General features: G+C 57.7%; 10 protein-coding genes and 1 pseudogene. 7 read left to right on the forward strand and 4 right to left on the reverse strand.

Annotated elements, in window-relative coordinates; genetic code table 11:
- Positions 1-143 precede the first annotated feature (143 nt).
- Positions 144-707, reverse strand: coding sequence for a Uma2 family endonuclease (locus H6F75_RS12405; protein WP_190752668.1), 564 nt, complete (start codon positions 705-707; stop codon positions 144-146).
- A 163-nt stretch (positions 708-870) separates the two neighbouring features.
- On the opposite strand from H6F75_RS12405, the gene H6F75_RS12410 reads away from it, so the two are divergent.
- Together H6F75_RS12410 and H6F75_RS12415 are read left to right on the forward strand one after the other, a co-directional pair.
- Positions 871-2409 (forward strand): phosphomannomutase/phosphoglucomutase, encoded by a 1539-nt coding sequence (locus tag H6F75_RS12410; protein ID WP_190752670.1) that lies wholly within the window; start codon positions 871-873, stop codon positions 2407-2409.
- A gap of 3 nt (positions 2410-2412) precedes the next feature.
- Positions 2413-3456, forward strand: coding sequence for an AI-2E family transporter (locus tag H6F75_RS12415; protein ID WP_190752672.1), 1044 nt, complete (start codon positions 2413-2415; stop codon positions 3454-3456).
- A gap of 55 nt (positions 3457-3511) precedes the next feature.
- On the opposite strand, the gene H6F75_RS12420 is transcribed toward H6F75_RS12415, so the two are convergent.
- Positions 3512-3835, reverse strand: a complete 324-nt coding sequence (locus H6F75_RS12420) for a metalloregulator ArsR/SmtB family transcription factor (RefSeq protein ID WP_190752674.1) — start codon at positions 3833-3835, stop codon at positions 3512-3514.
- An 87-nt stretch (positions 3836-3922) separates the two neighbouring features.
- On the opposite strand from H6F75_RS12420, the gene trxA reads away from it, so the two are divergent.
- The 3 genes from trxA to H6F75_RS12435 all read left to right on the forward strand — a co-directional run bounded on the left by trxA (position 3923) and on the right by H6F75_RS12435 (position 6285).
- The gene (trxA, locus tag H6F75_RS12425; protein WP_190752676.1) at positions 3923-4249 is read left to right on the forward strand and encodes a thioredoxin; all 327 of its coding nucleotides are present in this window, start codon (positions 3923-3925) and stop codon (positions 4247-4249) included.
- Between the two features lie 207 nt (positions 4250-4456).
- A complete protein-coding gene (locus H6F75_RS12430) occupies positions 4457-5551 on the forward strand; it encodes an alkene reductase (RefSeq protein WP_190752679.1) in 1095 nt (364 codons plus the stop codon).
- Between the two features lie 167 nt (positions 5552-5718).
- Complete coding sequence (locus H6F75_RS12435; RefSeq protein ID WP_190752682.1) at positions 5719-6285, forward strand: polymer-forming cytoskeletal protein; 567 nt, start codon at positions 5719-5721, stop codon at positions 6283-6285.
- A gap of 12 nt (positions 6286-6297) precedes the next feature.
- On the opposite strand, the gene H6F75_RS12440 is transcribed toward H6F75_RS12435, so the two are convergent.
- Both H6F75_RS12440 and H6F75_RS12445 read right to left on the reverse strand, forming a co-directional pair.
- Entirely contained in the window at positions 6298-7071 is a 774-nt protein-coding gene (locus tag H6F75_RS12440; RefSeq protein WP_190752684.1) for an isoprenyl transferase, read from the reverse strand.
- A 133-nt stretch (positions 7072-7204) separates the two neighbouring features.
- Positions 7205-8173, reverse strand: a complete 969-nt coding sequence (locus H6F75_RS12445; protein WP_190752686.1) for a ferritin-like domain-containing protein — start codon at positions 8171-8173, stop codon at positions 7205-7207.
- Between the two features lie 197 nt (positions 8174-8370).
- Between H6F75_RS12445 and H6F75_RS12450 the strand changes: the two genes are divergently transcribed.
- Together H6F75_RS12450 and H6F75_RS12455 are read left to right on the forward strand one after the other, a co-directional pair.
- Complete coding sequence (locus tag H6F75_RS12450; protein ID WP_190752688.1) at positions 8371-10884, forward strand: NB-ARC domain-containing protein; 2514 nt, start codon at positions 8371-8373, stop codon at positions 10882-10884.
- A 189-nt stretch (positions 10885-11073) separates the two neighbouring features.
- Positions 11074-11390: pseudogene (locus tag H6F75_RS12455) on the forward strand (photosystem II q(b) protein); the annotation flags it as partial.

Below are 11390 nucleotides of genomic sequence, written 5' to 3' on the forward strand. Positions count from 1 at the left end.
GAAAAGCTCTGGCAACAAGGGTTGCAGGACTTATGTGTACACAGTACCCCAGCTTATCCGAGGGATCGAGGGTGTAGCTTCCCACAGGGTGGGCTAAATCCCATTGCGAGGGTTTACTTTCGATTTACTGAGGCCTTACTGGGTTAGCGGAAAATCTCAGCCATGGAAGTATTAAAGCCTGGCAATAGCGGAGACGAAAGTGTGTCGTCAACCAAGAGCGTACCGACCAGTTGGAGCTGGGCTTCAGCGCGACGATAGATTTCCAGGGTTTTGAGTTGCCAATTCACAATCCAATATTCCTGCACCCCGTAGCGGGAATATAGTTTGAGCTTGACTTCCCGGTCGCGCTGCTCGTTGATGTCGCCAGGGGACAGCACCTCAACCATCAGCTCTGGAGCCACAATGAGATGCCCTGCATCGTCTACCCCATCGGCTAAGCGCGCTTGGCTAATCCACACCACATCAGGAATAACGGCGTCTGTAGGGGTAAAAACGACCCCTGGAGCCTGAAATGCAGAGCCCAATCCTGTCTGCTCAGACCAGTTTTCTAAACGTACGTGCAGTTTTCCGGCTGCACCCTGGTGGCGAATGTGGGGGGCACGGGTCACGTAGAGTTCTCCGTCAATGATTTCGTAGCGCTTCCAGCCGCCGTCGTCGGGCATGGCGGCTAGATCGCGGGTAGTCCAAGGTTGGGAGTAGGCGACCATAGCAGTTACCGATGGGCTTGTTTTAAGTTTAGGGTTCCTGAGGGGAAGCGGCTTTAATGGGCTAGGATTTAGCGATCTCAGGTGCAAAAAAGCTGAAGAAATCGGCAGAAACTGGGAGCTGCTTCTATGGTGAAGGGGACGACAGCAGGAGCGATCGCCCCCAATGCCCCCATCCACCACATCCATCAACTGGGCCATGCTGCAAAACGGCTCCGACATCCGCGGCGTGGCGCTAGAGGGGGTGGCCGGTCAAGCCGTGAACCTCACTCCAGAGGTGGTCACCATCTTGGGCAAGGCCTTTGCCACTTGGCTCTCTGCCGAGTTGAGCATTCCAGTGGCAGAATTAGCGATCGCCGTTGGTCGCGACAGCCGCCTTTCTGGGCCGGTGCTGATGCAGGCGGTAATCGATGGCATGGCCTCCCTGGGCTGTCGGGTACTGGATGTAGCCATGGCCTCGACTCCGGCCATGTTTATGGCCACGGTGCTGCCCGAGTTTAGCTGCCACGGCGCGATCATGATGACCGCCAGCCATTTGCCCTTCAACCGCAACGGCCTAAAGTTTTTCACCCGCCAGGGCGGCCTCGGCAAAAAAGATATTTCGCGCATTTTAGAGTTAGCTGAGCAGGGCAATTTCCCGACTGCAACGGCCCTTGGCTCGCTAGAAAGCCGCGACTTAATCGGTGCCTACGCAGCGGGCCTGGTGCAGCAGATTCGCCAATCGGTGAACCATCCGGACAACTTTGATCAACCGCTGCAAGGACTCAAAATCATTGTCGATGCAGGCAATGGGGCGGGCGGCTTTTTCGCCAGCCAGGTGCTCGAACCTTTGGGCGCCGACACCACCGGTAGCCAATTCCTCGACCCCGATGGCACCTTTCCAAACCACGTGCCCAATCCTGAGGATGCGGCGGCGATCGCCTCAATTTGCCAAGCTGTAGTCACTCAGGGGGCTGACTTTGGCCTGATCTTCGATACCGATGTCGATCGCGGCGCAGCGGTTGACAGTGACGGGCGCGAACTCAACCGTAACCGCCTAATTGCGCTGATTGCGGCGATCGTGCTGCAAGAGCACCCCGGCACCACCATCGTCACCGACTCCACCACCTCCGACGGGCTCACCCAATTTATTGAGGGCGATCTGGGGGGCACTCACCATCGCTTTAAGCGGGGCTACAAGAATGTGATCAATGAGGCCATCCGGCTCAATGCGATCGGTCAGCCCAGCTGGCTTGCGATCGAGGCCTCGGGCCACGGGGCAATGAAAGAAAACTACTTCCTAGACGATGGCGCTTACCTGGTCAGCAAACTGCTGGTCGAACTGGCCACAGCCCGCCTGGCCGGCAGGCGCCTCACCGACCTGATCGCCACGCTGCAAGACCCCCACGACAGCCAAGAGTATCGGCTCAAGATTTTGGCCCCCAACGCCCAGGCCTACGCCGCTGAGGTGATGAACCAATTGCAAGCCTTTGTCGCTACCCAGGCCGATTGGGCGGTGGTGCCCAACACCTACGAGGGAGTGCGGGTAGCTTGCCAGTCGCCTGCAGAGAACGGCTGGTTCATGATGCGCATGTCGCTACACGATCCGGTGCTGCCGCTGAATATTGAGTCGAACGTGCCGGAAGGAGTAGCTAAAATAGCGCAGCGCCTGCAGGCGTTTTTCACGTCCCTAGCCGAGCTCGATATTTCGGCCTTAGAACGGTAACCCATGGTCTCTTTGTCTCAGCTGCCCAAATGGGCGATCGCAGGCCTAGCCTTCCCCATAATCTGTCTCAATGGCTGGCTGCTCTACAAACTGGGGGGAGTGTTGCATCCCATTCCCAGCATTGTCATCACCGCTAGCCTGATCGCCTTTCTGCTCGACTACCCCATCGACTGGCTAGAAAAACGAGGGCTGGCCAGAGGTTTGGCGGTGGCCCTGGTGGTGCTGCTGGCCGTTTTAATTACTACCATCCTGGTCGTCTTTCTGGGGCCACAGGTGTGGCAGCAGCTCAACGAGTTTGCCCTACGGCTGCCCGGCTGGATTGACCAGGCTAAAACGCAGCTGCTACTGTTAGAAGACCGGGCCATCTTTCAAACCCTCCCCGTCAACCTCGACCAGCTAACGGTGCAGGCGGCCAATCAGCTGACCAACGCACTGCAAGCGACTACCACCCAGGCCATTAGCGTTACCCTCAGCACCCTCGACAGTGCCCTAAACTTGCTGATTACCGCTGTCCTGGCCATTCTGCTGGTCATCAACGGTGACTCGCTTTGGGAAGGTCTGCTCAGCTGGTTTCCCGTCCCTCTGCAAGCGCAAATTCGTAACGCTCTAAGGCCTAGCTTTCAAGGTTATTTTTCGGGGCAGGCTACCCTGGCGCTGATCCTAGCTGTGGCCCAGTCAACGGCGCTTATTCTACTAAACGTGCCCTTTGGTCTGCTGTTTGGCCTAGTGATTGGTTTGGTCAGCATCGTTCCCTTTGGCGGCACGGTCGCGGTACTAGGGATCAGTACCCTGCTAGCCTTCCAAGATGTATGGCTGGCCCTAAAAGTGTTGGGGGTAGCGTTTTTGCTGGGACAAGTTAACGACAACTTGGTGGCCCCGCGCCTAATGGGCGGCATTACCGGGCTCAACCCAGCGGTGATTATCCTGGCGCTGCTGATCGGGTCAAAATTTGCCGGATTTTTGGGGCTGGTGCTGGCCGTACCCACCGCCAGCTTTATCAAAAAGATTGTCGATGTGATCCGAGAGCCCAAGATAGAGACGGTCTAGCGCAGCCCTCCAATGACTAAGCTGCTTCAGATGGACGTAGGAGTGGCTTGGTGTGCTAGTTCTCAACCTGGCCCTGAGCCTGGGCCGCCTTCAGAATGCTGTCGAGCAGGCCAGGAAACGCCGCTTCTAGGTCGTCGCGGCGCAGAGAATTCATGTGCTGAGTGCCCTGTTTGCGGCAGTGCAGCACTCCGGCCTCGCGCAAAATTTTGAAGTGGTGGGAGAGGGTTGATTTTGCCACCCCCAAATCTAAATCAGAGCAGCACAGCTCGTCATTGCTGGCAAGGCGCTGCACAATTTCGAGGCGCACGGGGTCGCCGAGGGCGTACAAAACCCCTTCGAGGGCGATGTCTTGGCAGTTGGGATGGTGAATAGGTCGCATAGTTGCATTATGCCACGGGAGACGCTATAGTTTGATTGTTCGAAGTTTTCGAATAACTGAAATTCGCTCAAAGAGCGGAGGTGTTCAATGTCCGCAGTTGTAAGCATTACCCAAGATACGTTTCAAACTGAAGTGCTGAAAAGTGACGTGCCAGTGCTCGTCGACTTTTGGGCACCGTGGTGTGGCCCCTGTCGCCTAGTGGCGGGCGTTGTCGATGAGGTCGCCCAGCAATACGAAGGGCAACTTAAGGTGGTCAAAGTCAACACCGATGAGCAGCCGGACATTGCCTCCCACTACGGCATTCGCAGCATTCCCACCCTCATGGTGTTTATGGGTGGCGAGAAAATGGAGCAGATGGTCGGAGCGGTGTCCAAAGCCACCTTGACTAAGGCCGTCGAGCCATTTCTAAGCTAGGCCTAATTGGCCTCAGTCTGATTCTGTGCAGGGGCATAGGCGCAGCCAAACCGAAGGCTTTAGGGTGGTTGTTTGCCCCTGCCCCATTCCTGCCGCTGTTTAGGTCTTCTCTAACCTTAATTCCCTTGAGGCAAATGCCTTTTGCCTCTACCCAGTCTTTGCCAATATTCGAAATACCCTACTCCAGCAATCCAAAAGGAGATCCCTATGTCTACTGAAAAGAATCTGTTTACCCCCATTAAGCTGGGCGCTTACGAACTGCCCAACCGGATTGTGATGGCTCCGCTCACGCGCAATCGCGCTGGGGAAGGCAATGTGCCTCAGGCGTTGAATGTGACCTATTACGAACAGCGAGCCTCCGCTGGCCTGATCATCACCGAAGCGAGTCAGGTTTCGCCCCAGGGGCAGGGCTATCCTGCTACTCCCGGCATCCACAGTGCCGAACAGATTGCCGGATGGCAGAAGATTACCCAGTCCGTCCATGCCAAAGGCGGTCGGATTTTCTTGCAGCTGTGGCATGTGGGCCGCATTTCGCACCCCTCTCTACAGCCTGATGGGGCGACGCCGGTGGCTCCTAGCGCTATTCAGCCAAAGGGTGACGCCATGACCTATGAGGGTATGCAGCCCTTTGTCACGCCCAGAGCGCTAGAGCTGAATGAAATTCCCGGCATCGTTGAGCAGTATCGCCAGGCCGCTAAGTATGCCCTAGAAGCGGGTTTTGACGGCGTGGAGGTGCACGGGGCCAACGGCTATCTGCTCGACCAGTTTTTGCGCGATGGCAGCAATCACCGCACCGATGCTTATGGCGGCCCGGTTGAAAATCGCGCCCGTCTGCTGCTGGAAGTAACTGAAGCTGTAGTAGGGGTTTGGGGAAGCGATCGCGTCGGTGTGCGCCTGTCCCCCAGCAGCACCTTCAACGACATGACCGACTCTGACCCCAGAGCCACCTTTGGCTATGCCATTCAGGCGCTCAATCAATTCAACCTGGCCTATCTGCACCTGCTGGAGCCCAGTGAGGCCGACCTGCGCTACGGCGGCACTCCCATTCCTACCAAAGAGTTTCGGCCTCTATACAATGGCCTGCTGATGGTGAACTGGGACTATGACCAGGCGGCAGGTAATGCGGCGATCGCCAGCGGCGATGCCGACTTGGTTTCCTACGGCAAGCTGTTTATCGCCAACCCCGACCTGCCCGAGCGCTTTGCGAAGAATGCACCGCTGAACGAGCCCAACCCCAACACCTTCTATGGCGGTGGGGAGGAAGGGTACATCGACTATCCCGCCCTCGCAGAGGTGGCCTAGGGCTTCAGCACAACCTACGCTAACCGACAGTTTTCCCTAAGCGATTCTCCCTCAGGTGAGCCCAGATCTTTAATCAGATCTGGCTCATTTTTTTGCTCAGCAACAAACAGCTCAACGCCTGCGTCTTGCGGTGTAGTTTGCACTGTCACCTACAACCAGGAAGCGCAATGATGAAAGCCGCAAAGATTCTTTTGGCGGGTGTAATTGGGCTGTCTAGCGCGGCCGCCTTCCCCCTTCCCAGCCACGCTGATGAGTTTACCTGTCGGGGCAATCTGGGCAACATCACCGTCGATAACCTGCGAGTGCCTGAAGATGCTACCTGCACCCTCAATGGCACCCGTGTCGAGGGCAACATCACGGTGGAATCGGGGGCGGTGCTGATTGCCCGCAGCGCGCGTGTCGAAGGCAACATTCAGGCAGAAAATGCCAACCAGGTGACGGTGACCACCCGCTCTGTAGTCAATGGCGACATTCAGATTAAACAGTCCGGTGGAGCGATGGTGGCTGACACCCGCATTGGTGGCGACCTGCAACTTGAGGAGAACAGGCGATCGCTGCTCAGCCAGGGCAACACCATCGGCGGCAACCTACAGGCCTTTAAGAATGAGGGCGGTCTGCGCGTTTCTAGCAATCGCATCGACGGTAATTTGCAGTGCAAAGAAAACCGTCCTACCCCCAGCGGCAACGGCAACATGGTGCGGGGCAACAAAGAAGACCAGTGCGCCCGGTTCTAAAGGGTTCCTGCTTTAAAGTCTCTGGGCGAGGGGAGTTGTAGTGAGGCCGCCAAAGCGGCGCTGGCGATTTTGGTACCACTGCAAGGCCTGGTAAAAGGCGGCGCGATCGAACTCAGGCCACAGCAGATCGGTAAAGTACAGCTCGGTATAGGCCAACTGCCAGGGCAAAAAGTTGCTCAACCGCTGTTCACCGCTGGTGCGAATCAGTAAGTCAGGGTCAGGCAGAGGGTAGGTCAGCAGCGCCCGGCCTAGAGACTCCTCATCGACCTGTTCCAGGGAGAGAGCACCACTCGCTACCTGCTGAGCAATGTGGCGAGTGGCCATCACCAGCTCCTGCCGGCCACCGTAGTTCACCGCTACATTAAATTGCACGCGCTGATTGTGGTCGGTCAGGGCCATGGCCTCTGTCATCAGCGATCGCAGCCGTTCTGGCAGCGGCGATAGGTCACCCAAAAACTGAATTCGCACGCCCTCGCGCTGCATTTCGGCCAGTTCGCGGCGCAGCAGCCGATCAAACAACCGCATGAGAAAGTTCACCTCCTCCATGGGTCGCCGCCAGTTCTCAGTCGAAAAGGCGTAGACCGTCAGCGCCCCAATGCCCCAGTCTTTGCAGCAGCGCAGCAGGTCTTTCACCGTTTTGGCTCCCTGGCGATGGCCAGCAATGCGCGGCATGCCCCGCTGGGTGGCCCAGCGACCGTTACCATCCATAATCACCGCCACATGGTTAGGCAGAGCTTCGGCATAGAGGTCTGCTGGCAGAGTCGCAAAATCAATTACTTGGGCCATCTCAAATACTCCTTATAAATAAGCTGGACGATATAGGTTCAAACAATCAACAGGTCTTGGCAATGGGAATTGTCATTTGCCCTCGACATTTGCTTTTGCCTGAGTTGGGATTTTTCCCATCTATCAACTCTCTCTAACCATTGCTGGGATGTTGGCCAAATAGCTCCTCTAAGTAGGGCTGGGTTAGCGATCGATCCCAGGTCCACAGCACTCGCATCACCTGGTCAAAGGTATAGAGAAAGGTGAGCTGGTGGCTGAGGCTCCACTGCTCCCAGGCCAGTTCAGCCGTCATGCGCCGTAGTGTGTGAACTAGGCTGCCCTGGAGGTGGGGCTGACGCCACTTTTTCACCATTGCGTGGGTTAGCGTGCCCGCCATCATTCCCAAACCGGTGTTGGGATAGGCCCAGCGGCCAAAGCCCCAGAACTTGGTCATGTGGTTGATTTCATCAATGAGCAATTCCCCCAGCACTGCCTGGAGGGGGCCGGTGGTGTAGGCCATCATCCACAGGTAGAGGCAGGCGGCGCCATATTCGGTGGCGATGCGGTGCAGCCCGTGGCGGTAGAGATCGGCGCGGGGGTTGCCGCTGGGGGTGTAGGGCCGTGCCCGGTGGGGAATGGCTTGGGGGCGTTCTCCAGCCAGCCGGTGGTAGAGCATGGTCAAGACGGGGGTGTGCCGCTTCTCTTCTCGCTCCCAGAGCCCTGGCTTGATCACTCCGGCAGCCTCCACGGTGCCGCCGACAAACTCGGCCATTTGTGGATAAAAATGCTCCAGGTATTGGCGGCTGGCCTGGGTGTAGTCGCGAATGGGGGCTTCGGTGTTAATGGTGCCCAGCAGAATGGCGCAGAAGGTGTCGAGGGTAATACCGCTGATCTGCTCGGGGGAAATATCGGCCCAATTCACAGTGTTCCATCGGCGCGGCTGGGGATCTTGGAACTGGTGCGGTAGGTCGGCGAGGCGATCGCTCAGATGCTCCACCGCCACATACCGCCGGGTCAACGCCGCAATCCGCTGGTTGGCTAGCCTGGGGCTGAGGGAGGACTGCCAGGGGCCAGCCAAATCATTCTCTAAGACCGTTGGCGGTGAGAAAAGTGTAGCAGTCATATTTGATACCCTTTGTTTGGGCTATGGTTGGGTAAGTTCACCGTAGCTCTAGGGATTGCTGTCGTCGGTCGGCTAGGGTCGGCTATTCACCCAGCGCCCAGCAGTCCAGGGGCGGAAAAAGGCGGAAACCGTCCACCGGGGATGAAAGAAAATTTAAATCTTGGCTAGAGTTGTGGCCGTGGAGGATACCAGCAGCTATGGCTTCAGATGCGGTAGAACTGGCAGATCGGCTTGTCTTCACCGTTACCGGACGGCATCTAAACGATCTGCAGCGCACCATCTTGCACCAGGTGTGGCAGGGCCAAAAGTATCTCGATATTGCCAACACCGTTGGCTACACCGAGGGCCACATTAAAGACGTGGCCTACCAAATGTGGCGGCTGCTGTCACGGGTGACCGGCGAGAAAGTAACCAAATCTACCCTGAAGTCGGCCCTGAAGCGATCGCTGCTCAAAATGGGCATTGATGTATCTGGGGCTAGCGCTGCCCTTGGCTTTGCTGATTCGACCGGGCCGCGAGAGACGTTGCCTTTAGCTCGCCCAACCCCTCAAACTGTGGGGGAGCAGGAGCGGCAAAGTCCTGCAATTTTGGGGAGTTTAGGTCGCCAGACCGCCTCTTGTGACAGCGCTCAGCCTTCATCCTCAGCCCCGACGAATCCCAACTTTGTGGGGCGTCAGGCGGCGATCGCTCACCTCACCGCCCTGATCGCTCAGGGCCACCGCACCATCCTCATTCAGGGGGAAGGCGGGCTTGGCAAAACTACCCTGGCCCAGCATTTTGTCGCAGAGCAGCCGGTAGATCTGACCCTAGATCTGCTGATGGCCAAAGACCCCGCCGACATCACCCCCGTGGAGTGGGTGGTGGAAGAATGGCTGCGTCAAGACTTTGGCGTCGAGCCGGGGCGCGAGTTTGGCGTCACCCTCGATCGCCTGCGTCGACACCTGCGCCAGCAGCGCGTTGCCGTACTCATCGACAACCTGGAACCCGCTTTGGATGCCCAGGGCCAGTTCATCGGTCCCCATCGCCGCTACAGCGAACTGCTCAGGGTTTTAGCCGACAGTCGCGGGCAAACGCTAACCTTGATGACGAGCCGCGATCGCCTCTGCGAACCCGGCATTCCCATTACCCACTACCGTCTGCCGGGGTTAGAACTCCCCGCTTGGGCGACTTACTTCGCCCACCGCGGCATCCCCGACCATGGGGACGTGTTGGCCGCCATGCACAGCGCCTACGGCGGCAACGCCAAGGCAATGGAAATTCTCGCTGGGGCTGTCCAGTCCGACTTTGAAGGCAGCCTTGCGCTCTACTGGCAGGCCCACAGCCAAGATCTGCTCGGCCCAGTGGATCTCAAAAACCTGGTTGAAAGCCAGATCCACCGCCTGCGTGACCTCGACTCAGATGCCCATCGACTGTTTTGCCGACTAGGCGTCTACCGCTACCAAGACGTGCCAACCATTCCTTGGGAATCTGTGCAGTGCCTGATGGTTGACCTTCCCGCCCAGCGTCACCAGGCGATTGTCACCTCTCTACGCAATCGATCGCTGCTGGAGTGCCGTCAGGGTCGCTACTGGCTGCATCCCGTGGTGCGGGCCGGAGCCTTGGCCCAACTCACTGCCGCTTCTGAAGACGCCATCGAGTGGGAAGCGGCCCATCGCTGCGCCGCCCGCTGCTGGAGCGACAGCATCCAGCGCGTCTGCACCCTAGAGGATGCGATTCAAGCGCTGGAAGCTTACTATCACTACGTTGCGATTCAAGACTATGGGTCGGCGGCGCGGGTCATTCTCCACAGCCGCGACAACCAGTGGCAGCAGTTTCTGCCCCTGGGCAGCACCCTCTACCGCATGGGCCTGGTGCAGCCGGTCACCGACGCGATCACCGCCATTATCGACCACATTCCCACCGAGAATGCCGACGCCAGCGAGCTGTCGAACATTTTGGGCGACCTGTATTGGATACAAGGGCGGTTAGAAAGGGCGATCGCCTGCCAGCAAAATGCAATCGCGATCGCCCAAACCTGCCTGCACACTGAAGCCCCCGATGCCAACACCCATCGCTGGTACTACCTCACCATGCTGGTGGTCGACTCTCAACTCAGCCTTGGCCTCTATTACCTCGACCTGTGGAACCTCGATGCAGCCGCTACCTGGTTTAGTCAGGTGATTGCAACCGCCACCGGCACTCGTCACCAGCCCTGGGCCGACAAAGCCACCACCTGCCTGGCTCTGGTGCGGTCATACCAGGGCGATCGCGAAGCTGCTCAAACCTTAGCCGATTCCATCATTGAGCAAGTGCGAGGCCGAGGCCAAAGCGGGCGTCATGCGTTCTTTGTGCAGCTTTTGGGTCATGCCTATCTCAACCTCGGTGATATCGAGCGGGCCGAATTGTTGTTCACTGCCGCTATCCAGGCGGCAGAGGCAGGCCACTACCTGCAAACTAAAGCCAACGCGGTACTTGGTCTGGGTCGATTGAAGCATCAACGGGGAGATGTGGCCGGGGCTGTGGAGGATTGTCGGAGTGCGATCGCCCTGCTTGACGAGGTCGGTGCCCACTGCGATCTCGCCGCCGCTCACCTTCAATACGCCCTCACTCTGGCCAACCTGTCTGTGCAGCTTGCCGAGGCCGAGGCCCACCTTCATAAAGCACTCAACCTGTTTCAGGCCATCCCTGCACCCCAGCAAGTCGCCAGGGCCAAACAAGCTTGGTTGAAATAGCCAGAGCTAGACCGAGGCCCTACTCCAAACGGCATAGGTTGGAAGTATCGCAATTACCAGACCTGGTAGGGGAGTTATCTACCCTAAGTTGTTTACAAACCGAAACATTTTAGTTAATATAAGCACATACATAACTCGCTCGTCTTTAGTGGATGAGCACAAAGCAAACCTAACTGCACTTATTCCATCATGACCACAACGTTACAACGACAACAATCTGCCTCCCTGTGGGAGCAGTTTTGCCAGTGGGTGACCAGCACCGAGAACCGCCTGTATGTGGGCTGGTTCGGCGTGCTGATGATCCCCACCCTGCTTGCTGCCACTGCCTGCTTCGTCGTCGCCTTCATCGCGGCGCCTCCCGTTGACATCGACGGCATCCGTGAGCCTGTTGCGGGTTCTCTGATGTACGGCAACAACATCATCTCTGGTGCGGTTGTGCCTTCCTCTAACGCCATCGGCCTGCACTTCTACCCCATCTGGGAAGCCGCTTCCCTCGATGAGTGGCT

Source organism: Nodosilinea sp. FACHB-131 (assembly GCF_014695395.1).
Taxonomy (GTDB): Bacteria; Cyanobacteriota; Cyanobacteriia; order Phormidesmidales; family Phormidesmidaceae; genus Nodosilinea.

What these genes read in the sequence shown, in the direction of transcription:
- trxA (WP_190752676.1), top strand. Translation starts at nt 3,923, where the DNA reads ATGTCCGCAGTTGTAAGCATTACCCAAGATACGTTTCAAACTGAAGTG.
- H6F75_RS12435 (WP_190752682.1), top strand. Translation starts at nt 5,719, where the DNA reads ATGATGAAAGCCGCAAAGATTCTTTTGGCGGGTGTAATTGGGCTGTCT.
- H6F75_RS12440 (WP_190752684.1), bottom strand. Translation starts at nt 7,071, where the DNA reads ATGGCCCAAGTAATTGATTTTGCGACTCTGCCAGCAGACCTCTATGCC.
- H6F75_RS12420 (WP_190752674.1), bottom strand. Translation starts at nt 3,835, where the DNA reads ATGCGACCTATTCACCATCCCAACTGCCAAGACATCGCCCTCGAAGGG.
- H6F75_RS12430 (WP_190752679.1), top strand. Translation starts at nt 4,457, where the DNA reads ATGTCTACTGAAAAGAATCTGTTTACCCCCATTAAGCTGGGCGCTTAC.
- H6F75_RS12450 (WP_190752688.1), top strand. Translation starts at nt 8,371, where the DNA reads ATGGCTTCAGATGCGGTAGAACTGGCAGATCGGCTTGTCTTCACCGTT.
- H6F75_RS12405 (WP_190752668.1), bottom strand. Translation starts at nt 707, where the DNA reads ATGGTCGCCTACTCCCAACCTTGGACTACCCGCGATCTAGCCGCCATG.
- H6F75_RS12445 (WP_190752686.1), bottom strand. Translation starts at nt 8,173, where the DNA reads ATGACTGCTACACTTTTCTCACCGCCAACGGTCTTAGAGAATGATTTG.
- H6F75_RS12410 (WP_190752670.1), top strand. Translation starts at nt 871, where the DNA reads ATGCCCCCATCCACCACATCCATCAACTGGGCCATGCTGCAAAACGGC.
- H6F75_RS12415 (WP_190752672.1), top strand. Translation starts at nt 2,413, where the DNA reads ATGGTCTCTTTGTCTCAGCTGCCCAAATGGGCGATCGCAGGCCTAGCC.